Annotated in this window: 22 protein-coding genes, 1 tRNA gene and 1 riboswitch; of the genes, 8 read left to right on the top strand and 15 right to left on the bottom strand. The window is 60.0% G+C overall.

Annotation, left to right across the window (positions count from 1 at the left end):
- Positions 1-21 precede the first annotated feature (21 nt).
- Positions 22-888: a transporter substrate-binding domain-containing protein gene (locus SIAM614_RS08265; RefSeq protein WP_208983920.1), complete on the bottom strand. Its 867-nt coding sequence runs from the start codon at positions 886-888 to the stop codon at positions 22-24.
- Positions 889-1,209: 321 nt separating this feature from the next.
- On the opposite strand from SIAM614_RS08265, the gene SIAM614_RS08275 reads away from it, so the two are divergent.
- The gene (locus tag SIAM614_RS08275; protein ID WP_006931338.1) at positions 1,210-2,388 is read left to right on the top strand and encodes an IS481 family transposase; all 1,179 of its coding nucleotides are present in this window, start codon (positions 1,210-1,212) and stop codon (positions 2,386-2,388) included.
- Between the two features lie 56 nt (positions 2,389-2,444).
- On the opposite strand, the gene SIAM614_RS08280 is transcribed toward SIAM614_RS08275, so the two are convergent.
- Positions 2,445-2,518, bottom strand: a tRNA-Gly gene (locus tag SIAM614_RS08280).
- 169 nt (positions 2,519-2,687) lie between these two features.
- Here SIAM614_RS08280 and SIAM614_RS08285 point away from each other — a divergent pair.
- A complete protein-coding gene (locus tag SIAM614_RS08285) occupies positions 2,688-3,488 on the top strand; it encodes an ion transporter (RefSeq protein WP_040439628.1) in 801 nt (266 codons plus the stop codon).
- A gap of 472 nt (positions 3,489-3,960) precedes the next feature.
- Here the strand turns inward: SIAM614_RS08285 and SIAM614_RS08290 are convergent, their stop codons facing one another.
- Both SIAM614_RS08290 and SIAM614_RS08295 read right to left on the bottom strand, forming a co-directional pair.
- On the bottom strand, positions 3,961-4,509 hold the full coding sequence (locus SIAM614_RS08290; protein WP_006933590.1) for an IMPACT family protein: 549 nt from the start codon (positions 4,507-4,509) through the stop codon (positions 3,961-3,963).
- A 6-nt stretch (positions 4,510-4,515) separates the two neighbouring features.
- A complete protein-coding gene (locus SIAM614_RS08295; RefSeq protein WP_006933591.1) occupies positions 4,516-5,652 on the bottom strand; it encodes a 2'-deoxycytidine 5'-triphosphate deaminase in 1,137 nt (378 codons plus the stop codon).
- A gap of 138 nt (positions 5,653-5,790) precedes the next feature.
- A riboswitch (SAM riboswitch) is annotated at positions 5,791-5,870 on the top strand.
- Between the two features lie 36 nt (positions 5,871-5,906).
- On the opposite strand from SIAM614_RS08295, the gene SIAM614_RS08300 reads away from it, so the two are divergent.
- On the top strand, positions 5,907-7,115 hold the full coding sequence (locus SIAM614_RS08300; protein WP_006933592.1) for an O-succinylhomoserine sulfhydrylase: 1,209 nt from the start codon (positions 5,907-5,909) through the stop codon (positions 7,113-7,115).
- On the opposite strand, the gene SIAM614_RS08305 is transcribed toward SIAM614_RS08300, so the two are convergent.
- A complete protein-coding gene (locus tag SIAM614_RS08305; RefSeq protein ID WP_006933593.1) occupies positions 7,112-7,729 on the bottom strand; it encodes a CDP-alcohol phosphatidyltransferase family protein in 618 nt (205 codons plus the stop codon). The two genes, SIAM614_RS08300 and SIAM614_RS08305, sit on opposite strands and share 4 nt — an antisense overlap.
- A 210-nt stretch (positions 7,730-7,939) precedes the next feature.
- Between SIAM614_RS08305 and apaG the strand changes: the two genes are divergently transcribed.
- Positions 7,940-8,341, top strand: a complete 402-nt coding sequence (gene apaG, locus SIAM614_RS08310) for a Co2+/Mg2+ efflux protein ApaG (RefSeq protein ID WP_006933594.1) — start codon at positions 7,940-7,942, stop codon at positions 8,339-8,341.
- Positions 8,342-8,353: 12 nt separating this feature from the next.
- Here apaG and SIAM614_RS08315 read toward each other — a convergent pair whose 3' ends face one another.
- The 3 genes from SIAM614_RS08315 to SIAM614_RS08325 all read right to left on the bottom strand — a co-directional run bounded on the left by SIAM614_RS08315 (position 8,354) and on the right by SIAM614_RS08325 (position 10,400).
- The gene (locus tag SIAM614_RS08315) at positions 8,354-8,758 is read right to left on the bottom strand and encodes a hypothetical protein (RefSeq protein WP_006933595.1); all 405 of its coding nucleotides are present in this window, start codon (positions 8,756-8,758) and stop codon (positions 8,354-8,356) included.
- Between the two features lie 109 nt (positions 8,759-8,867).
- The gene (locus SIAM614_RS08320) at positions 8,868-9,959 is read right to left on the bottom strand and encodes an alpha/beta hydrolase family protein (RefSeq protein ID WP_006933596.1); all 1,092 of its coding nucleotides are present in this window, start codon (positions 9,957-9,959) and stop codon (positions 8,868-8,870) included.
- A gap of 27 nt (positions 9,960-9,986) precedes the next feature.
- Entirely contained in the window at positions 9,987-10,400 is a 414-nt protein-coding gene (locus SIAM614_RS08325) for a tellurite resistance TerB family protein (protein WP_006933597.1), read from the bottom strand.
- A gap of 320 nt (positions 10,401-10,720) precedes the next feature.
- Here SIAM614_RS08325 and SIAM614_RS08330 point away from each other — a divergent pair, with 320 nt between their 5' ends.
- Positions 10,721-12,376, top strand: a complete 1,656-nt coding sequence (locus tag SIAM614_RS08330) for a lysine--tRNA ligase (RefSeq protein WP_006933598.1) — start codon at positions 10,721-10,723, stop codon at positions 12,374-12,376.
- Between the two features lie 82 nt (positions 12,377-12,458).
- Here the strand turns inward: SIAM614_RS08330 and SIAM614_RS08335 are convergent, their stop codons facing one another.
- The 3 genes from SIAM614_RS08335 to SIAM614_RS08345 form a co-directional block, all read right to left on the bottom strand.
- Positions 12,459-13,262 carry a pyrroline-5-carboxylate reductase family protein gene (locus SIAM614_RS08335; protein ID WP_006933599.1) on the bottom strand — a complete coding sequence of 268 codons (804 nt, stop codon included), beginning with the start codon at positions 13,260-13,262 and terminating at the stop codon, positions 12,459-12,461.
- A gap of 167 nt (positions 13,263-13,429) precedes the next feature.
- A complete protein-coding gene (locus SIAM614_RS08340) occupies positions 13,430-14,341 on the bottom strand; it encodes a thermonuclease family protein (RefSeq protein ID WP_006933600.1) in 912 nt (303 codons plus the stop codon).
- A 17-nt stretch (positions 14,342-14,358) separates the two neighbouring features.
- Positions 14,359-15,042: a S24 family peptidase gene (locus SIAM614_RS08345; RefSeq protein ID WP_006933601.1), complete on the bottom strand. Its 684-nt coding sequence runs from the start codon at positions 15,040-15,042 to the stop codon at positions 14,359-14,361.
- A 151-nt stretch (positions 15,043-15,193) separates the two neighbouring features.
- Here SIAM614_RS08345 and SIAM614_RS08350 point away from each other — a divergent pair, with 151 nt between their 5' ends.
- Positions 15,194-15,538: a DUF952 domain-containing protein gene (locus tag SIAM614_RS08350; protein WP_040439694.1), complete on the top strand. Its 345-nt coding sequence runs from the start codon at positions 15,194-15,196 to the stop codon at positions 15,536-15,538.
- Entirely contained in the window at positions 15,535-16,629 is a 1,095-nt protein-coding gene (locus tag SIAM614_RS08355; RefSeq protein ID WP_006933603.1) for a quinone-dependent dihydroorotate dehydrogenase, read from the top strand. The genes SIAM614_RS08350 and SIAM614_RS08355 overlap by 4 nt, the downstream gene beginning before the upstream one ends.
- Positions 16,630-16,631: 2 nt before the next feature.
- Here SIAM614_RS08355 and SIAM614_RS08360 read toward each other — a convergent pair whose 3' ends face one another.
- The gene (locus SIAM614_RS08360) at positions 16,632-17,984 is read right to left on the bottom strand and encodes an MATE family efflux transporter (RefSeq protein ID WP_006933604.1); all 1,353 of its coding nucleotides are present in this window, start codon (positions 17,982-17,984) and stop codon (positions 16,632-16,634) included.
- 198 nt (positions 17,985-18,182) lie between these two features.
- On the opposite strand from SIAM614_RS08360, the gene SIAM614_RS08365 reads away from it, so the two are divergent.
- Positions 18,183-19,112, top strand: a complete 930-nt coding sequence (locus SIAM614_RS08365; protein WP_006933605.1) for a histone deacetylase family protein — start codon at positions 18,183-18,185, stop codon at positions 19,110-19,112.
- Between the two features lie 25 nt (positions 19,113-19,137).
- Here the strand turns inward: SIAM614_RS08365 and SIAM614_RS08370 are convergent, their stop codons facing one another.
- From SIAM614_RS08370 to SIAM614_RS08380, 3 genes are all read right to left on the bottom strand, one after another.
- On the bottom strand, positions 19,138-20,229 hold the full coding sequence (locus SIAM614_RS08370; RefSeq protein WP_006933606.1) for a hypothetical protein: 1,092 nt from the start codon (positions 20,227-20,229) through the stop codon (positions 19,138-19,140).
- A 123-nt stretch (positions 20,230-20,352) separates the two neighbouring features.
- The gene (locus tag SIAM614_RS08375; RefSeq protein ID WP_006933607.1) at positions 20,353-20,628 is read right to left on the bottom strand and encodes a DUF6460 domain-containing protein; all 276 of its coding nucleotides are present in this window, start codon (positions 20,626-20,628) and stop codon (positions 20,353-20,355) included.
- A 553-nt stretch (positions 20,629-21,181) separates the two neighbouring features.
- Positions 21,182-22,303: an AraC family transcriptional regulator gene (locus SIAM614_RS08380; RefSeq protein WP_006933608.1), complete on the bottom strand. Its 1,122-nt coding sequence runs from the start codon at positions 22,301-22,303 to the stop codon at positions 21,182-21,184.
- Positions 22,304-22,312: the final 9 nt, after the last annotated feature.

Here is a 22,312-nt window from a genome sequence, read left to right on the forward strand (position 1 = left end):
GCCGGTCATCGTTGGAAGAGATCAGAAAAAGCTCATCGGGAAATAGCGCAGGTAAAGCTCGCGGTAGATGCCCTTTTGATGAAGTTGGCGCAAGGCGTAGGTGAGGGCAGCCGCCCGTTCCGGGTCATCCTGGCGCGTGGCAATGGCCATGCCTTCATCAAAATAGCCCGGCTCCAGCCACGGGCCTCCAGCAAAGGCACAGCAGTCATCCGCGGCTTCGCTCGGCAGCCAGAAGGAAAGGTTCAGGCCATCGCCGAACAGGGCGTCGGCCGAACCGCCTTTGACGGCGTCCCGGGTCGCCTCTGCAGTTTCCAGACTGACAATCTCTGCCTCGGGAAAGAAGCGCTTGGCAAAGGCTTCGAAACGGGACCCGGCCTCGACGGCGATCCTCTTGCCGGTGAGCGCCTGTTCGTTGAAGTCGGCTGCATTATACGCCCGAACCACGAACCGTGCCGGCAGCTTCAGATAATCCTCTGTGAAGTTGAGACGGCGCGTGGAGGGCAGGCTGCGCGACAGGCCAGAGATGATCGCGTCGCCTTCTTCCTCGTCGAGCGCGGGCAGAAGAACCTCGAAATCCTTGATGCGCAGGGCGCAGGAACTGCCCAGTTCCTGGCAGAGCGCCCGGGCGAGATCGACATTGAAGCCGGTAAGCCGGCCGTGCTGGTCGCGGAAGACGAAGGGTGGATATCCATCGGTTGCCAGAAACTGGATCTTGTCCGGAATGGTGCTCGGCCGGTCATGGACGGCTTTGGGATCCCAGAAATTGGGAACGCGGACAGATGGCTCCTGGGCGGAGGCCGACAGGGGACCGAGTGTCGCGGCGCCAAGCGCCAACAGCCCGGCAGCAAGACGGCCGATAGTCTGGAGAAGGGGTCGTGAACGTGGCACGCGGACGTCTCGTTCCATATCAAGTCATGGTCGGCATACGCGCCGGGAATCGCACCTGCAGGATATCGCGAACCGGCAGCGCTTGTCAGCCCGCTCTTTGGAAGAGGGCGCGACATGCCCGTCTGGCCGATCTGCCCGGCTTTCTGCTGAAGGATGTTGGCCTCAGCCGCGCGGATGTCCGGAAATCGCATCAGACCAATGAAACACTGCGCTGACGATGGGTGGCTGCAAATTTTGGGGGAGGGCTGCCCGACCTGAGACATAGGTTACAGACCGTTCCGGACACATAGGTAACACTTTTCGTTTTTGCGGGAGGTGTCGATGCCGTGGAAAGAGGTGTCCGTCATGGAGGAACGTCTTCGCTTCATCGCCCGTCTTCTGGATGGGGAAGGCATGAGTGCGGTGTGCCGTGAGTTCGGCATCTCGCGCAAGACCGGCTACAAGATCTGGGATCGCTACCGGCAGGACGGCCTGGAAGCACTTTGCGACCGGTCCCGCCGTCCGGTGCGCTATGCCAACCAGCTGCCGGACCAGGTTGAGCGGCTGATTGTTTCCACGAAGAAGGACAAACCGCACTGGGGTGCGCGCAAGATCCGGGAGATCCTGGTCAGGAAGCTCGCCGGCGATGTGCGGATCCCGGCCCAAAGCACGGTGCATGCGGTGCTTGATCGCCACGGCCTTGTCAAGCGCGCCCGCAAGCGGCAGCGCGCCTACAAGGCCGAAGGCACGGCACTGTCGGCAGGCGTTCGTCCCAACGATCTGTGGTGTACCGATTTCAAGGGTGAGTTCAAACTGGGCAACCGGCAATACTGTTACCCCTTGACGGTCAGTGACCATGCCTCGCGCTATCTGTTGATGTGCGAAGCCTTTGACAGCACGAAGGAAAGGCCGGTCATTGAGGCCTTCGTGCGCCTGTTCAAGGAACGCGGCCTGCCAGGGGCGATCCGCACCGACAACGGACTGCCATTTGCCTCACCTAACGGGCTCTACAATCTGTCGAAGCTGTCGGTGTGGTGGCTACGCCTGGGCATCGGCATCGAACGCATCAAGCCCGGACATCCCCAGCAGAACGGTCGACATGAACGCATGCATCTGACGCTCAAGAAGGAGGCGACCCGCCCACCGGGCATGAACAGCCTCCAGCAGCAGGCGAAGTTCGATGCTTTTCTCAAGGAGTTCAACGAGGAACGCCCGCACGAGGCGCTCACCATGCAGATACCCGATGAAGTCTACAAACCTTCACCCAGACCTTACCGGGGCTTGCCGGAGCTGGACTATCCCTTCCACGACCGGGATGCGCTTGTGACTGCCTGCGGGCGGATCTGCATGTATCGAAAGAAGATCAATGTCTCCACCGTGCTTGCCGGTCAAAAGCTCGGTATCAAGGAGGTCGACGAGGGAATTTGGCTGATCAGCTTCATGAGCTATGATCTGGGATACATCGACCTGGAGCAGAGAACACTACAGACAATCGACAACCCGTTCGGCACGAGGTTGTAACCCATGTCTCCGGTACAAACTGTTACCTATGTCTCCGGGTCGGACAGGCAGGTCTATGGAGCGGGTGAGGGGAATCGAACCCCCGTCTTAAGCTTGGGAAGCTTCTGCTCTACCATTGAGCTACACCCGCCGAACCTGATGAGCTTTCTGCGCCGACTTGCCCCACCTGTCAAGCAGGCTTCTTGGAACGGGAGATGCTTTTCCAAAGCGCTGCGATCTTGCACTGCGGCACTGAAATCGCCATGTTCCGGCCCGTGCATTGCGGCACGCACGAAAAGCCATCAAATCGGGGCACATCAATGCGAAATCAGGTCAGGGCGCTGGTCACTTCACGCAACTGGGAAGCCTGTATCATCGGCGTCATCGTTCTGAATGCGGTCACGCTGGGTCTGGAAACGAGCCCTGCCGTCATGGCGGAGGTCGGCGGGTTTCTGAGGCTCGTCGATCAGGTCATACTGGGCATTTTCGTCATCGAGCTGATGTTGCGCCTCTATGCCCATGGCCTGAAATTCTTCAAGGATCCCTGGAGCCTGTTCGACTTCAGCATCGTGGCGATCTCGCTGATGCCGGCGACCGGCAACCTCTCGGTGCTGCGGTCGCTGCGGATCCTCAGAGCCTTGCGCCTCATTTCCGTCGTGCCGTCCCTGCGCCGTGTTATCGGCGGACTGGTGGCCGCCTTGCCGGGCATGGGCTCGATCGTGGTGCTGATGGCGCTGGTTTTCTATGTCTTCGCCGTCATGGCTACCAAGCTTTACGGGGAAGCGTTTCCCGAATGGTTCGGCACGCTAGGAGCCTCGCTCTACACGCTGTTCCAGGTCATGACGCTGGAAAGCTGGTCCATGGGCATCGTGCGTCCGGTGATGGACGTCTACCCTTATTCCTGGCTGTTCTTCGTTCCCTTCATCCTGTGCACGGCCTTCACGGTGCTGAACCTTTTCATCGGTATCATCGTCTCCGCCATGCAGGAGGAGCACGAGGCCGAAGCCGACGCCAACCGGCAAGCCATCCATGTCGACACAGGTCTGATCCTCGAAGAGGTCAGAGCGCTCCGCAATGAGGTCAAACAGCTTCAGGCTGAGGTTGGCAAGGCGCGGACATAAGACGTGCGACGCTCGATGCTGGTGATCATTCGGGTGACCTGTCGGCGCGGTTTTGCTCTCCAGCTTGACTGTGGGGTACCGATCTAAACGCTTTGCGAATACTCTGCGCGGTTGCCCCCTGATGCTTGCGCTCACGGGCAGGAGGGGGCGTGCATCCCGCATGGGTGAGGAGAGTCGTAGTCGGTCGGATGCTTGGCGAGTAGTGCAATTGCTTTGTCAAACAGATCCGGCACTCAACTCCCGCTGATGCGACGTCGGCCCGGGATATCCAACCATCCGTTCGTCATTGCCGGACTTGATCCGGCAATCCAAGCCGTGACTTCGGTCGAACGGCACAAGGCTGTTTGGTGAGGAAAAGGCATGGATCCCATGGTCTTGCCATGGGATGACGTAAGCGACTGTCGGCTATTTGAGGGGGGGGGCTATCAGCCTCATTCGGAAAAGTTGGAAAGAACTTCCCGACTTGGAGAACTTACAGCTCTGCCAGAACCTCTTCCGGTCCTTCGACCGTCAGCGTCACACCGTCTTCGGTATAGTCACGGGTCATCACCGTCAGGCCGAGGGTCTCGATCCGCCGTTCCAGTTCCGATCCGGTCGCAAAATCGGCGCGGACTGTTTTTGAAAGGATCTTCTGAAACGGCACCAGGTCGGCATTGTTGATCGCATCCTGGGCAGCGCCGGAATAGGCTCGGGCGAGGCCGCCGCCGCCGAGTTTGGTACCACCGAAATAACGGACAATCAGAACGGCGACGTTGATCAGGTCCGACCCTTGCAGTACGCGAAGCGTCGGCATGCCGGAGGTGCCGGCCGGTTCGCCATCGTCCTTGCCGCTTTCCTCAATCCGGTCGTCTTCCAACAGCCGGCGATGCGCCGTGACGATGTGGTTGGCCTTCTTGTGTTCCTTGCGCAGTTCTTCCAGCCGCTGGTCGAACTGCTCCACCGGCACGAGATGTGCCAGGAAACGGGACTTCCGGTCCTCCAGAAAGCCTTCGAACTCACGCGTGACGGTTTTCAGGGGCATCGGCGATCAGGCGGTTGCCTTGAAGTGTTTGGACAGCTTGAGCGCCTGGCCCTGGTAGTTGGAGCCGATACCTTCGCCGTAGAGCGTCGCCGGACGCTCCGCCATGTGTTCATAGACGAGGCGGCCGATGGTCTGGCCGTGTTCCACAATGAAGGGCACATCGTGCGATCGGACTTCCAGGACCGCGCGCGAGCCGACACCACCGGCACCCGCATGGCCAAAGCCCGGGTCGAAGAAGCCGGCATAATGGACGCGGAATTCGCCGACAAGCGGATCGAACGGCACCATTTCGGCGGCATAATCCGGCGGCACATGCACCGCTTCCTGGCTGACCAGAATATAGAAGGCGTCCGGATCGAGGATCAGTTCCGCCCGCTGGCGGCGATAGATCGGCTCCCAGAAATCCAGCACATCCTGCGCGCCGACGACATCCACATCGATCAGTCCCGAGTGATGTTTGGCGCGGTACCCGATCAGACTGTTGGGGCCGGTGCCTTCCAGATCGATGGAGAGCTGCACACCATTGCCGATGCGCTCGTTGCCGCCGCTCATCAGTGTGTGGGCCTTGTGGACCTCTTCCAGATCGGCATCGGGAATGAGCGACTGGCCGCGCCGAAAGCGGATCTGGCTGAGGCGGGAGCCTGAGCGCACGAGGATCGGAAAGGTCAGCGGCGAGATTTCCGCATAGAGCGGACCGGTGTAACCGGCCGGAATGGTGTCGAAGGCCAACCCGTTGTCGGTGATGACGCGGGTGAAGACGTCGAGGCGCCCGGTGGAACTTTTCGGGTTGGCGGTCGCGGAAATATCGGGAGCCAGGGCGAGGCTTTCCTGCAGCGGCACGATGTAGACGCAGCCGGTTTCCAGGACCGCACCTTCGCTCAGGTCGACGGTGTGCAGTTTCATCTGCTCAAGGCGAGCCGCCACCTGGATTTCCGGCCCCGGCAGGAAACTGGCACGCACCCGGTAGGCCTGCTGGCCAAGGCGCAGGTCCAGGCTGGCAGGCTGGATCTGTCCGGTGACAGGCGGTGCGTCCGCTGAAATCTCCCCGGCGGCGAACATGGCCTGGATTACCCGTTCCGGCAGAATGCCGTTTGCTGTGAGAATTGCGCTTCCGTTCAAGGCCTGTCCCGCTGTGACGTTCATGAAGATATTCCGCGTTTTGCTGGTCTATGGTCATTAAAGGATCGGGCCGCCCGCGCCAACAGGCATTCTGGCAGAAGCGGACTTTTGGGCGCAAAGGACGCAAGACAATTGACCTGTGTCCGCTTTTCCCGTAGGACAGGCGCACTTCGTGGTGATTTGGGCCGGCCGGCTTGCAGCCACGTTAAACAAGTTGCTAAAAAGGCCGGAGGTGAGAACCCCGGTCTTGAGGCTGGGGTTTTTTGCGTTTGGAGCGAATGAAAGACATGACTGAGACCACCAAGACCGGAAACAAGAACTGGCGCCCTGCAACCACTCTGGTTCACGGCGGCACCATGCGGTCACCGTTTGGTGAGACCTCTGAGACCATCTACCTGACCCAGGGCTTCACCTACAGCGGTGCCGAAGCTGCCGAGGCCAGGTTCAATGGCGAGGATCCGGGCTATGTCTATTCCCGCTATGCCAACCCCACCGTTACCATGTTCGAGGACCGCATCAAGGCCCTGGAAGGGGCCGAAGCCGCCCGGGCAACCGCCAGCGGCATGGCGGCTGTCAATCTGGCGCTGATGGCGTCGGTCAAGGCCGGTGACCATGTGATTGCCGCCAAGGCGCTGTTCGGCTCCTGCCGATATATCTGCGAAACACTGCTGCCGCGCTTTGGCGTAGAAAGCACGCTGGTCGACGGAACCGACATCGAGCAGTGGAAGGCGGCGGTCAGACCGAACACCAAGGCCCTGTTCCTGGAAAGCCCGACCAATCCGACGCTGGAAGTGATCGACATCGAGGCCGTGGCGCAGATCGCGAAGGAAGCCGGAGCCCGGCTGATCGTCGACAACGTTTTTGCAACTCCGCTTTACCAATCGCCGCTTCAACTCGGTGCAGATGTGGTCGTCTATTCGGCCACCAAGCACATCGACGGTCAGGGCCGCTGCCTTGGCGGCGTGATCCTGTCGGATGAAGAGTGGATCAACGACGAGGTCATGCCCTTCATTAAGCATACCGGTCCGCACATGAGCCCCTTCAGTGCCTGGGTGCTGCTGAAAGGCCTGGAAACACTGCCGCTGCGCGTTGCGCGCCAGACGGAAACGGCAAGCAGGATTGCCGACTATCTGGCAAGTCAATCCAAGGTTTCCCGGCTGATCTATCCGGGCCGGGACGATCATCCGCAGGCCGATGTCGCCAAGCGCCAGATGCGCGGTGGGTCCACGATGCTGGCGCTGGAAATCGCAGGTGGCAAGGAAGCGGCGTTCCGCTTCACCAATGCGCTGGAAATCATCAAGATCTCCAACAACCTGGGCGACGCCAAGAGCCTGATCACCCATCCGGCAACGACCACGCACCAGTCGATCGGCGAGGAAGCCCGCGCGGAACTCGGTATAACCGACGGTATCCTGCGGTTATCGATCGGTCTGGAAGATCCGCAGGATCTGCTGGAAGATATCGAAAAGGCGCTCCAGGCGATCTAACGGCCTGTCTGCCGCAGCGCCCGGACGCCAATGAGCACCCGGGCGCCCGCCGACACAAAGCATATCGCGGCAAAGCCGTAGGCAAGCAACGGAAACCAGTCAGGGACCAGGGCCATCAGCAGAAACAGCGCGATGGTCTCCGTGCCCTCGGCAAGGCCGCCGATGTAATAGAGCGATTTGGCGCCCTGGGCGTCGCTGGTCAGCTTGTTCTTCTCCGCCATGATGGCAAAGGCCAGAAAGGCTGAGCCGTTGGCATAGAAGCTGGCGAGAAGAGCTGCAGCCGCCAGTGCATTGCTGGCGGGGTCCTGCAGGGCAAAGGCCAGGGGGATGGCGCTGTAGAAGAAGAAATCCAGCGTGATGTCGAGATAGCCGCCTAGGTCCGTTTTGGTGGTCGCTCTGGCGACAGCGCCATCGAGGCCGTCGGCAAAGCGGTTGAGCGCGATCAGGAAAAAACCGATCAGAGCATGCCCCGTCGCGATGGCAATGGCTGCCGCCATACCAATGACGAAACCTGCCAGGGTCACGCTATTGGCTTTCAGACCCGTGCCGGCAAGGGACTGGCCCAGCCGGTTCAGTGGCGGGTCGATCAGCAGGCGCAGGCGGGCATCGAACATGAAAAGGTCACTGTGTTTGGACAGACAGATCGTGTTCTTGCAAAATCCAGCCTTAAATCTCAAGCAATTCCAGCCTCAGATGTCACAACCCTCTTTCACGCTTGCGTCATTCGCCCTATAAGCGCGTCCTGAATGAGCGGGTGCCTCCCGTGGAACTCACTTCGAACCGGTCTATTTCAAGGTTCGCAGGTCTGAAATTAAGGAAAAGTCGTGTCTGGCAGTTACACCGCCATCACCCAAGGGATCGAAGTCTCCGTCGAGCCGTTTTATCTGGACGATGAATCACGTCCGGAAGAGAGCGAGTATATCTGGGCGTATATGGTGGAGATCCACAACGGTGGCAGCGAGCCGGTGCAATTGAAGACGCGGTACTGGCAGATCACCGACGCTCTGGGGCGCCAGGAAGAAGTCAGCGGTGAGGGTGTCGTCGGCGAACAGCCGGTGATCGAGCCCGGAGAGACCTACGAATATTCGTCTCACTGCCCGCTTTCGACCGACAGCGGCATAATGGCCGGATCCTATTCCATGGAACGCCCGGACGGCTCCGTGTTCGATGTCGTCATTCCGGCGTTCTCGCTCGACCTTCCGGACGCGATCCACAGCCTCAATTGAGGCCTGTGCCGGTCAGATACTGGCAAGGCCGCCGGCGAAACCAAGCAGCAGCCACAAGATCCACTTGCGGCGGTTGAAGGCCGTCAGCAGCGCGACTGCAAGAATTCCGAAAACGAGATAGATGATGTGCCCGGCAAAGCCGGTGCCGAGCACCAAGGCAAAAAGGTCCGGGTCACGGTTCTTGGCCAGATGAAAGTGGTCTTCGGCGAACATCACCAGCGCGTCCGCTGCAAGGCCGCAGACAAAACCCGCAAAGGCGATCATCATCCGCGTGCCCCAGTTGGCCTGCTTCGGTGCGGTGCGCACCTGGACGTAGCGGACAGCATAGGGCGCGGGCCGTTGGGACCGAAGACGCTGGCGCCGCCGCCTCAGCGGATAGCGCACGCTCGTCCGCTCTCCGATTGCCTGATTGCTCATGTCCCCGTCTCCGCACTGAAGGACCTTTAGGCCCCGGCAGCCCACAAGCGCGCTGTCCCCGCACCGGTGATAAGGTGCGGCGGATTGAAGGACCGAAAACAAAAAGGCTTCAATTTGAACGATCGGAAGAAGTTGGTCGGTCTCGTGCAGGCACCGCCTGTGCGCTGATCCAGGTGGTTATGGTGTCCAGCGCGCCAGGTGCGTAGGCGCGGCGCCCCAGAACCGTGAACAAGGCCTTTGACCAATCAGGCATTTGCCCTTCAAGCTGATAGTTGAACGCTTCTGCCCTCAACAGCGCATGCGTTGCGCCCGGAAGGATCACGAAACGGTTGGCCGGGTTGCGATCCTTCAGGCTCTTTCGATAAACGCCGGAATTGAAACCGGGATCGACGTTGAGATCGTCAGCGCCGTGCATGGTCAGGACCGGTGCGGAAATGCGGGCAAGGGCTGTTGTCGAGTCGGCCGCTGCATTCCGGCTCGCGAAGGTGAAGCGGTCCTCTGGCATCGGAACCTTGTCCATGCCGCTGTCGAGATAGTCCTGATAGGAAAAATCCCTGTCGAGAAACCTTTCTTCGTCCTTCGCGGTCTGCGCGAGGGCCTTGTCGATTGTCGTGCTGCTGGCGCCGGCAAGCTCCAGCCTGCGGCGGGTATAATAGCCCGATTGGTGCAGCCAGTTGACCGCACCACCGACAATTACGAAGAAATCGCCCTGTGCGGGATCTTCCGCCAGAATTGGCAGAACCCAGCCAGCCTGGGAGAAACCAAGGACCCCGGTGGGAGACGCTTGCAACTCCGGCTGCTCTCTTGCTGTAGCAAGGGCTGTTGCTGCAAGTCGCGCCCTGTCTTCCATTGCAAAGGACAGCCAGTTGCCGTCGCTTTCGCCAACGCCCGGCTTGTCCCAGGAAAAGACGGCCATGCCGCTGTCCAGCAAGCTGCTGATCAGGGGCAAGTAGCCACCACCCGAGTAGCGGTCGGCTGGTCCGTCGCCGTGAACGAGCAGCACTAGGGCTGGATTCTCCGGCTGTGGGGATTTGGCCTGAGGCAGATGCAGGGTACCGGTGACGGAATATCCGTCGAAGGAAAAGACAATCGGCCGGCTTTCGTATTCAGAAAGATCGAAATCCTGAAGGCCCTGGAAAATCAGGAAAACACCGGCCAGGACGGCAAGCAGCACCGCACTGGCCCAGGCGAGGGCCTTCATTGATTTCAAACAGCTGCTCCCAGAGGATCAGATGGTCCGGTGACGGGCAATCGCGCCGCGTTCGATTGCGGCAACGGTCAGCTTGTCGAGTTTGAAGCGGTCACGCAGAAGCTGGAGGATGCGCAATTCTTCCTTCTCGACGTGGAGATCGGCAGCCGCCACTTCAACCGCCAGGGCATAGGCCGTGTCGTAAAGCTTTGCCGGGATCACATCGCCAACCAGCTCCAACACCAGTTGCAGGCCGTTGTCTTCCTGCAGGATATCGCCGCAGCGCTGGGCGGCCGGGATGATCCGGTTGCCGTCATAGCCATTGAAGACGGGCAGCATCTTGATCATGTCGCCGATGGTGGCCAGTTCGTTGTCGGTCATCTGGTTGTCAGACGCCGAGACGATAACCATCACGTAAATGAGGGCTTCCTGTACGCTGATCGGCTCATTCATGGACACTGGTCATTCTCCCGTAGCGCCAAAAGACGGAAAATTTCTTTTTGATCGTGCGCCCGATGTAACGGGTTGAGAGACAAGCTTCAAGTCACCGCTGCGAGACAATCTGGTGACCGCTGCTGCCAGCTTTTCGAACCGCGAATTGGCCGGGGGTGAAAAGAGTGCTCAAAGGCCCCGGTTCCGCTCAACTTAGCTGTGCTCATGCGATTGCACATGGAGGCGTGTTGATCTAGTGTCGCGCCGCAGCAACCGGCCGAAAACTCCAAAATCCGGCCGGCTGCATTCCATCCATTCTCATGAACAGAACGACTTGAAAAATGACCGAACAATCCCTGCCTCCGCTTGACCTTTCGCAAGAGTTTGTCGAGGCGGCCACGAAATCGAAAGCGTGGCCGTTCGAAGAAGCGCGAAAACTGGTCAAACGGATCGAGAAAAAGGGATCGGACAAGCCGGTTCTGTTCGAGACGGGCTACGGCCCGTCCGGGCTGCCGCATATCGGCACCTTTGGCGAAGTCCTGCGGACCACCATGGTGCGCACCGCCTTCCGACTGCTGACCGAAGACAAGATCCCGACCCGGCTGCTGTGCTTCTCCGACGATATGGACGGCATGCGCAAGATCCCGGAAAACGTGCCGGATCGTGCAGCGCTCGAACCTTATCTGCAGATGCCGCTGACAGCGGTGCCGAACCCGTTCGGCGGCGATTTTGACAGCTTTGCGGCCCACAACAATGCCATGCTGCGCCGGTTCCTGGACACCTTCGGCTTCGATTACGAATTCGCCAGCGCGACCGAATACTACAAGGCGGGCAAGTTTGACGACGTACTGATCCCGGGCGACCGAGAAGTACCAGAAGATCATGGACGTGATGCTGCCACCCTTGGCGCGGAACGCCAGGCGACTATCGCCGTTCTGCCGATCTCGCCGACGTCGGGCCGTGTGCTCTATGTGCCGATGAAGGACGTCAATCCGAAGGACGGAACCATCACCTTCGCGGACGAGACGGGAGAAGAGATCACGGTGCCGGTCACCGGTGGCAAGGTGAAGTTGCAGTGGAAGCCCGACTTCGGCATGCGCTGGGCCGCGCTGGATGTCGATTTCGAGATGTTCGGCAAGGATCACATGACCAATGCGCCGATCTACGACAAGATCTGCAACATCCTGGGCGGCACCGCACCGGAGCATTTCGTCTATGAGCTGTTCCTGGACGAAAAAGGCGAGAAGATTTCCAAGTCCAAGGGCAACGGTCTGACCATCGACGAATGGCTGACCTATGCCGCGCCGGAAAGCCTCGCGCTCTACAATTTCCAGAAGCCGAAGACGGCCAAGAAGCTCTATTTCGACGTCATTCCGAAGGCGGTGGACGAATATTACACCTTCGTTCAGAAATACGAGCAGATGCCGGTGGAGCAGAAGCTGCAGAACCCGGCCTGGCACATCCATTCGGGCAATATCCCGAAGATCGACATGCCGGTGCCCTTCGCAATGCTGCTGAACCTCGTGTCCGCCTCCAACGCGGAAAACAAGGACGTGTTGTGGGCGTTCATCTCCCGCTACGCACCGGGTGTCACGGCATCGACCCATCCGGAACTGGATGCGCTCGTCGGCTATGCAATCCGCTACTTCGACGATTTCGTCAAACCGGCCAAGTCGTTCAAGGTGCCGGACGATGTCGAGCGCACTGCGCTGGAAAAGCTGGACGAAACCCTGGCGGCCCTGCCGGCCGATGCGGATGGCGCGGCTATCCAGGACGCGGTTCTGGACGTTGCCCGGTCCATCGAGCGTTATCAGGACCCGTCCAAGAAGGGCCCGGATGGTGGTCCCGGCGTGTCCGTCGCCTGGTTCTCCGCGCTCTATCAGCTGCTGCTGGGACAGGAAAAAGGCCCTCGCTTCGGATCCTTCGTCGCTCTTTACGGCATTGCCGAAACGCGTGAGATGATCCGCAAGGCGCTGGCAGGCGAACTGACAGCCTGATCGAAAGACAACAGGAAAAGCGGTGCAATTGCGCCGCTTTTCTTTTTTTTAAGGCCTGTCCTCAGGGGAGTGGCGCGCGGGTTCAGTTCGGGCCGGCAATGGTTCTGACGCGCTCGGTAGCAGCTTCCAGCCCCTGGCTGATCAAGTCTGAAACACCCAGTTCCTTCAGCTTGATGAGGCCGGCGGCTGTCGTTCCTGCGTAGTCGACCATTTCCTGAACATGTTCTGCCGGAGATCTTGCGTCTCCCGCCATGATTTGTCCTGCCGACAGGATCAACTGTTTTGCGGCGCGTTCGGCAATGGGTCTTTCGACGCCATTCTTGCAAGCATAATCAACGATACAGTCGGCGAAGAAAGCGGCAAAGCCGGGGACTGGTCCGGTAATGGCGGTAAAGACCTCGATCTGCCGTTCGTCCTGGACTTCGTCACTTTGACCGCAGGCCGACAAGAGCATCTGGACTATGTTCCTGTCCTCATGCGTGAGCGAGGATGCAGCGCACCAGGGCGAATACGCCAGCCGCTTGCCGGCTGCCGGGCTCGACATGGCACGAACGACGTTGTCCGAGCCGGTGAGGGCCTTGAGCCGGTCGCGCGACACACCCGCCATGACCGAGAGGATCAGTTTCCCGGGAGCCGAAAGCCGGACCGTGTCGACAAGCGCCGGCGGGACGGACAGAAGGATGACGTCACAGGCATCGGCCAAAAGCTGATTGTTGGCGGTAAAGGTGATCTCCGGCCAGGCGTCAAACCCGGCTGCAGTTCCGGAGCGATTGGATATCCATAGCCGGTCAGGTTTGACAACGCCGCTTTCCAGCCAGCCGGTCGCGATGGCGCTGCCGAGTTGGCCGGTTCCACCGATAATGCCGACCTTGATGTCTCCGGTCATGATAACTCCAGATCCGGGTTCTCCGAACCTGTGAGCCTAATACCAATCCGGTTAAACATGAAACAGGCTTGCCATGGTTCGTAAACGATCCCTGCCGGAAGCCTGTCCACCCGAAGTGAGCGCTTGTCCTCTGCATTGCTTCAAGACAATTCTCTGCCTGTCTGGCGTTAGCGCACCGCCGGGTCTGTTTGCGGGTAGTCATCGACGGTCAGTTGCCCATCATCCGGCTGATCCGGTTCGGTCCTGAGGCTCCATTCGACAGTTTCCGGCGCAAGTTCCTCCAGCCCCGGCAATGCGGACGGTATTTCGGTTTCCAGTTCGGTCGTCGGCAACTCGTTCAGCCATTCCGATTGCCACTTTCCGACCTTTCGTTCCTTGGCCTTTTCGGCAAGTTCAAACAGGTCTTCAGGTGCATCCGGTGCGGGATCCGCCCAGCCGTAGCGGACAAGCCGTCTGCTGAGGTCCATGGATCCGCGGCTGCAGGTGGCCAGGATCTGTTGGGGTCCGGTGTCCTCGATCTTGTCGCAGACCACCTTCAACTGCCGCACCAGTCCTCTCAGGAAGGTGCGTGCCCTTGCGCCGCAGGGCCAGGTGCCGCCAAGACGAGAAACACAGGTTTCGTCCGATTTCAGCGGAACGATATGGGCAAGCGTCACCGTCAACCGGTCCGACTTGATGCGTCCACCATCCAGAACCTGCACACGCATAAACTCCAGCGGTCCGTCCGGAATGGGTTCGACTGGCGGGTCCTTCAGTTCCAGATAGCGTTTGGACGGCTCAATACGTTTCAGATCACCATTGACCTTCGGCGCCGAAACGCCTTCCGGCGAAACGTTGCGAATATCAGCCGGCCGGGGTGCGGTTGCAACGACAACCGGCTCGCTTTGTGTCGGGGGAACTTGCGAGGCGGTCTCGCCCGTCTTCACCGGTTCGCCCGCTTCGCTGGGAGAAGGAGCCTCACTGCCTGCCGTCACCTGTTCTTTCTGTACGGACGGCGGGTCGGACAGCAACAGCCAGGCGAGCAGACCACCTGCGGTGGTCAGCACGATTGCAGGCGTTATGAGAGGCCGAAGCTTCATCAATTGGGGCTCGCAGGTTATTGGCTCGCCCAGATAATACGGGCAGTCCACTCAATTGCCGAGTGCCGAAAGCGCAGGGAGTGTGAATTCTCCCCGATTGTACGGACAGACAGTTCCTCACCGCCTGCCTCCTGCAAGGTATAAAGCGACAGACGGCCACTGGTTAGCTTGAGTGCCAGCCGGTCTCCCGTGCGAAGCGGGGCATCGGGTGCAACGACAACGATATCGCCGTTCCGGTAAAGAGGCTGGAAATCTTCGTTGCTGACCTGCAGCGCAAAGGAGGCTCCGGGCTGCGGAAAGCTGAACTGCTGCCAGGTCGCGCCGGAAGGGCGGCCTGCGGCGTCGAAGGCATTGCGGTCCGACGCTGCTTCCAGTGCAGCAACGGGCACCAGGGCAGGTACGCTGCCACTTGGCGCGTCCTCGGTTTCGACTCTAGCGGCAAAGGTGTTCAGGGCTTCGCCGGTTGCCGCCAGCACCTTGGCAAGCGACTCGGTGGAGGGCCACCGCGGGCGCCCGTCACCCGCAACGCGTTTCGACGGATTGAATGCGGTCGGGTCCAGACCGGCCCGCCGTGCCAGGCCGGACGGCGTAAGTCCGTTCTGTGAGGCGAGGGCGTCGATGGCCGCCCAGACTTTTTCGTGTGAGAGCACGGTTGCCGGTTTCTCCGTATTGCGCGGCAGGAATAAATACCTTTCACGCATATGGGTTTTCCCGGCCAAAATTCAAAAGAAACAGGCAGGCCTGCCCGTGCGGCTTGTTCGGGACGGCCCGGATGAGTAGTGTCCCGACCGGTTGAGCATGCGCCGGGCCTTTGCCTGCCATGCCGTCGCTGGCACCAGGCAAGGCAGACAGATGACACTGATATTCAAGATCGTTCCAAAATCCCTGTGGCAGGAAGCAATCGGCCTCGGCGTTTTCAAAGGCGCACCGGTGGATCTTCAGGACGGCTTCATTCATTTTTCGGCTGAAGATCAGGTTCGGGAAACTGCGGCAAAGCATTTCGCCGGCCAGCAGGAACTGTTGCTTGCCGCCTTCGATGCCGACAGTTTCGGCGACAAGCTGAAATGGGAGACGTCGCGCGGTGGCGCCCTGTTCCCCCATCTCTACGCTCCGCTGGACCCGACGACCGCACTCTGGGTGAAGGACTTGCCGCTTTCACCGGACGGCTCGCATGACTTTCCGGAGCTTGCGCGATGATACCGCCCTTTCTGGAAAACGCCGCGCTGAAAGGCCTTCAGTGCCTGGACGCCGAAACCGCGCACCGTGCGACCATCCTGGCCTTGAAGTCCGGGTTGATGCCGGCGCGACGTAGGACTGACGATCCGCGTCTTGCGGTAAGGCTCTGGGATCTGACCTTTCCCAATCCGCTCGGGATGGCTGCCGGTTTCGACAAGAACGGTGAAGTGCCCGATGCCCTGCTGAAGCTCGGCTTCGGATACACTGAAGCCGGATCGGTGACGCCCAGGCCGCAGCCGGGAAATCCGCGCCCGCGCGTGTTTCGTCTGCCTGCCGATGAGGGGGTGATCAACCGCTACGGTTTCAACAACGAGGGACATGCGGCCCTGCGCCAGCGCCTCGAAGCCCGGCGAAAACAGAGTGGCATTGTCGGCATCAACGTTGGGGCCAACAAGGACGCGGCCGACCGGATCGCCGATTACGTCGCCGGGATCACCGCTTTTGCCGATCTGGCGTCCTATTTTACGGTCAACATCTCCTCGCCGAACACGCCCGGGCTGCGCGACCTGCAGGCGCGGTCTGCGCTTGCCGATCTGTTGACCGCCGTTATCACCGCCCGGGACGCGTCCACGCAAAAGCTCGGGCGCAAGGTTCCTGTCCTTTTGAAGATCGCACCGGACGTGGCGGACGAAGATCTGCGGGACATTGTCGAAGAAGTGCTCGCCAAGAAAGTCGACGGTCTGATCGTCTCCAACACGACCATCGGGCGCGAAGGCCTCAGCGGTAAGGGACCTGCGCAGGAGACCGGCGGATTGTCCGGCAAGCCCCTGTTCCGTAAGTCGACCATCATGCTGGCACGCGCCCGCAAACTGGCCGGACCAGACCTGCCGATCATCGGTGTTGGCGGTATCGACAGCGCGGAAACCGCCTGGACGAAAATCACCGCGGGTGCCGATCTGCTGCAGCTCTATTCCGCGCTCGTCTTCAAGGGGGCGGGGCTGATCGACGAGATCCTGAGCGGCCTGTCAGCGAAGCTGGATCAGCACGGTTTGGCATCGCTGCGCGAGGCTCGCGATGCGAATGTAGACGCCTGGGCGTCGGAAACGGCTTAGGGTCAGGCAACGCCGAATGTCTCAGCCGCCCGCTTCTGGCAGGCGGCCAGCAAGGTCAGGCCGCGCGTTCCGAAAAAGAGCAGGAACGCCAGCCAGAGGCCGTGGTTGCCAAGGACCGGAAACAGCAGGTAATAGGCTGCCAGATAGACGGCCAGCGACAGCAGCATCATATTCCGCATGGTCGACGACCACGTGGCACCGATAAAGACGCCGTCCATCTGGAAAGCCAGCACCCCGAACACGGGTGTCAGAATGGCCCAGACAAGATAGGTCGCAGCCACCTGGCGGACGTCTTCGGCTGTGGTCATGAAATCGATCACGTATTGGCCGAAGAACCAGAACAGGGCCGAGAGGATCCCTGCCAGCGCGAAGCTCCACAAGGCCGTCAGTTTCAAGGTGCGGTCGAAGGCTGGCCGGTATTTTGCACCGACCGCCCTGCCGGCAAGCTGTTCCGCCGCGGTTGCAAGGCCGTCCAGAAAGAACGCCGTCAGCATGATGAATTTTTCGAGCAGCGCGTTGGCCGCAAGAACGGTGTCGCCCTGGTCAGCCGAGCGCGCGGTGAAGAACGCGAAGGCGAACAGAAGGGTGAAGGAGCGGATCATGATGTCGCGGTTGACAGCCATCATGCGCACCAGCAAACGGCGGTCGAAAATGACCTTGGGAGCCGGCCACGGTGCCTTGCCGGAGGTGAAGACGATCAGCCCGACACCCAGGCATGTTGCCGCGATTTCACTCAGGACCGTTGCCAGTGCAACGCCTTCCACGCTCCAGCCGAGCCCGATGACGAACCAGACGCTGAGGCCGATGTTGAGCCCGTTCAGGACAAGCTGGAGAACAAGGCCGGTTCCCGCGCGCCCAAGCCCGATGAACCAGCCGAGTATGGCGTAATTGGCAAGCAGGAACGGGGCGCTGTAGACGCGAATATCGAAATAGCGGCTCGTGGCGGCCTGCACATCGGCGCTGCCTCCCAGGAACCAGAGGCCGGTTTCCCGCAAGGGGCCCTGCAACAGGATGACGAGAAGGCCGCCGAAGGCCGCAATCAGAAAGGCGCGCAACAGTGTCGCCCTGACTTCTTCCTCGTTCTGAGCCCCATAGGCCTGTGCCGTCAGCCCTGTTGTTCCGGACCGCAGGAAATTGAACGTCGTGAACACCAGGTCGAAGATGATGCCGCCGATGGCGATACCGCCAAGAAGGGCCGGGTCTCCGAGGCGGCCGATCACGGCCATGTCGACAATACCGAGCAGAGGTGTCGACAGATAGGCGAGCGTCATCGGAATGGCGATCGCCAGAACGGAGCGGTGCGTAACCGCAAAGGCCAGGCTTGGCCGCTCGCCGGTAGCTGGAGGGTGGGACATGATGGCTCGCTACAAAGGGAAGACCTTCATGTCCGCCCGGTGCACGCGCGTCAATTCTTTTCCGCACATACCGGGTATACGTCGTCGCCCTCGAACGGGGCAGGGAAGGGTGCTGATCCTGAAGGTGGCATTGCAAATGTCATTGGCCCCGCGCAAAGGGGTGCCCGTGACGCCACAGGCGCCTTATATTGCGCACAGATGACCCTGCCGATCGTACACCATCCGGCCTACTGCGCCGATCTTCCCGCCAATCACCGGTTCCCGATGGACAAGTTCCGTGCCGTTGCCGAGCTGATACGTAGGGAAGGTCTTCTCAGCGACAATGCCTTTTTCAGGCCCCGTCCAGCTCCCTTCGAGTGGGTCGCGCTGGCACACGAACCAGCCTATGTGGATCAGGTCTTCAACGCCCGTGTGCCGGACAAGATAGCGCGGGAAATCGGGTTTCCGATGCGCGAAGACATCGCCCTTCGTGCCCGCTGCGCCACTGGCGGAACCGTGCTGACGGGATATCTGGCACTGGAACACGGCATTGCCTGCAACACCGCCGGAGGCAGTCATCATGCCCGGCGGGCGCACGGTGCCGGGTTCTGCGTTTTCAACGACGTCGCCGTCGCCATCAAGGTGCTGCAAGCGGACGGAGCCATTCGAACGGCGCTGGTTATCGACCTCGATGTGCATCAGGGCGACGGTACCGCGGATATTTTCCAGGGGGATCCGAATGTCTTCACGTTCTCGCTCCATTCGGAGAAGAACTACCCGGTCCGCAAGGTCCCGTCGCATCTCGACATAGGCCTTGCCGATGGCACGGGAGACGAAGTCTATCTTGCTATTCTGGAAGAGGTTCTGCCGGACCTGCTGCGCCAGGGGCCATGGGACATTGTCTTTTTTAATGCCGGTGTCGACCCCTATTCGGGCGACCGCCTCGGCAGGCTGGCGCTGTCACGCGAAGGGCTTTGGCGGCGTGACCGCTATGTCATCGAAACGGTGCGACAGGCAGGGGTGCCTCTGGCCGGCGTTCTGGGAGGAGGTTACTCAACGGACATCGACGAACTGGCCGACCGCCACGTCACGCTGCACCGGACAGCAAGGGCGGTTTTGATTGGGGCGGCGCTCTCCGCGGCGGGCTGAGACGTCCGCACTTAGGTAAAACGGATCAAACCACGATATCCGACACCTGCACGGAAACATTTGCCGTAACGTTTGCTGCGAAGACAGCGTCCGTGCTGCCGGTGGCAACGGTTGAAGGTACTTCCGGCTCAGCCGTGAGGTTAGTGTCCCTCAGTGCCTTGATGCCGTCCTTCAGGTCCTCGCGGACATCCTTCAGGTCTTTTTTGGAGTCCCGGTCATCACGCTTGAGCAGACGTTCGATCTGTGCGGCAAGCGACTTGATGTCATCTGCCATCTTGGCCAAGGCTTCCTTGTCGCCCTGAAGTCCGGACCGGCGGCTTGCAGTATGGGCCCTGTCCGTTTCCTGTTGCCGTTCCGCGTAGGTGAGGATGGCTGCCTTGAGGTCTTCCTTCCAGCTACCGGACTTTTGCTCTTCCGGGGAAGACCCATCCTGATCCTCACCGTCTTGACTTTGATCCGTTTGACCCTGGCCTTCTTGGCTTTGACCTGCCTGGTCCGTGCCTCTGGCCTTGCCGTCCGAAGCCGGAGATGCAGTGCCTGCTTCAGGCGTGGATGTTGGAACACTTGCGTCGGAAATGCTTGCCGTCGCGGTCACACCCGTGACCGGTGCCTGAGCCCCTGCAACTAGCGTTCCTGTGTCTGCAGTGACGGTTGGCGTGCCGGTCGCGTTTGACACTCCTGCAAGAGCGTCCGCGCCGGTTGCCCCACCGCTCAGGCTCTGTCCTGCGGATTTCAGGTCCTGTGAAGCGGACTTGAACTCCTTGGCGACCTGTTTCAGTTCCTTGAGCAGCCGTTTGGCCTGCTCTGGTGTTGCGAAACGAAGCATTTCCTTGAGCCGTTCGATCCGCTCCTTGGCCTTGTTGATCTTCTGGTTGCGCAAGGCATCCTTGTTGGATTCCACCGACCGGGAAAGGCTGTTGTTGAGTTCACCAGAATCCTTGTACGTCTCGAACAGGGATTTTGCCTTGTCCTCGTCCTCCGCCGAGCCGGTTGCACCGAGAAAGGTCGTGAGCGTCTGCGCTGCGCCAAGCGAAGCCGCACGATTGCCCGCATGTGTGCCCATACGCGAATAGGATTGAAAGGAAGCGGCAACTTTGGACGTGGCAACGGCGGACATGAAAAGGCCCTTTCAGGCTTGGGAAGGCCCCGCCAGTTTTGGTTAATTTCGATTAATAAAGAGTTAATTTCCCGTGGAAGTTGCGGTCACGACTCAAACTCGGAACGTCGCCTTCCTCTGATCTTAGCGGTTGCGTCCCATGGCCAGAAGGCGCGTCACCAGCCAGATCGGCACGACCACCATCGCACCGATGACCAGATATTTACCCAGCCGTCCGAGAGCGTTGAAACCCATGTTCCACAGCCGTTCGACAAAGTCGAACGACATGGTGATCAGGTCGAGCGGGTCGAGGTTCAGTGCGGAGAGGATGATGCCGACAACGAAGGACAGGAACACAAGCCGCAAAAGCACCTGGGCTGGCGAGCCTCCCAGAAAACGGCTCAGGCCGGTGTCGGACATAGGTGTCTCCTGCATGATGTTGGTAGCGATGCTGGCCAGAAGTTAGGAACATTCGCTGCCGATTACAATGAGGCTGCCCAAACACTGCGAAGACTTGGCGTATTGAAGAAGTCAGATCGTAAGATTTCTTATTAATTAAACTTGGTGTCGTAAATCGTATAGTTCTGTACGCATCCTGCCAAAGACTTGGAAGCAGGCTTGGCGTATTAAACTTTCAGGAATGCGCATCTAGATCGTTTGCGGCTACCCACATCCGCTGCGATCTGCCTTCCTCTACCTGCGGTGAAAGACAGCCGTCGGAGCGGGAAATACCCCAAACCGGCAGATAAGGCGCACACTTCGCAGGATGGGCCAGCCGCCATCGACCCCACCTGTTCTTCATCCAACGGGATGAACAGCCGGTTGCGGTACAGGTGGTTTCATGGAGAGACATCCATGAGATCGCCGGCAATACGAACGATCTCTGGCACGGTGGCGACAAGCCCGAAGCCGCCGTGCCGCAATTCTTGATAAATAACGAAGCTTCAGCGTGAAGACCCTGGCCGTGGGGATCTCACTTTGCGACGGCGGACTGCCGGGAAGCGGAGGGAAGAGTCGCAGCCGTCTTGGACCGCTTGACCACCTGTTTGCGTCCCGGTGAGGTTCTGTCCGTTGTATGCGGTCTGGAGCGCGGCGCATCCCGCACCTTTTTGGGTGAGACGCCGAACCATGTCTTGACCGCCCGGGAAAAGGTGCTCAGTTCCGAAAATCCCAGCAGATACGCAATCTCCTTCATCGGGAGATCCGTTCCAAGCAGATAACGTTCGGCGGCGGACCGCCGAACTTCCTCGCTGAGTTGGCGGAAGCTCGTACCTTCTCTTTCAAGGAGCCGCTGGACTGCCCGCTGCGACATGCCCAGTTTGGAGGAGATGAGCGGCAAGGTGCAGGCACCGGTCGACAGGCTGGACGCAACTTCGTTCGCAATGCGGGACAGCGGCGATTCAAGCTCGCCGAAGCGTTCCAGTTCCGACGCCGCCGATTTCAGAATGATCTCGTACAAATGCGCGTCGTGCCGCCGCAAAGGGCGGGAGAGCAGAGACTTCGGGAACGAGATTCTGTTCCGCGTCGCCCCGAATTTGATCCGGCCCTGATACTTTTTCTGAAAATTGGAAGTGCATCGGGGAGGCGGCGTCGCAAGCTCGATGAGGATCGGAGGCACTTTCATGTCGAGCGCATGTTCAATCTGCTGGGTTGCCCAGCCCACACGTGCAAACACGTTCTGCCGCCATTCTCCGCGTCCCTCGAGAATGGGCCACTCGACGTAGCCACCGGTCTCGTCCTCATCGAATTTCACGCGATAGGCATTGGTTCGGATCGGGCTGAACCGTGCCCATGCCTGACAGGCGTCCCGAAGCGACGGGGCGCAGGCAAACAGGTAGTCGAAGATGGAAAAACAGCCGATATCGATGGTGTTGAAGAGGTCGAACATTGCGGCGTCGTCGTTGAGAACAGCGGCGATATGTTCAAACACGGCATGCCAGGCAGCTATTGGTACGGTGCCTTGCGGATCGTCCAGGCTTGCGAGATCGAACTCATAGAGCCTGGCCATCTGCGGCCAGTCCAGATTGGCGTTTGAACAGATGTCGCGCAGAACGCGGAAGACATCCGAGCGCGCCCATTCGCCATCTAGCGGCATTCGTATCTC

The organism is Roseibium aggregatum IAM 12614 (genome assembly GCF_000168975.1).
Taxonomy (GTDB): Bacteria; Pseudomonadota; Alphaproteobacteria; order Rhizobiales; family Stappiaceae; genus Roseibium; species Roseibium aggregatum.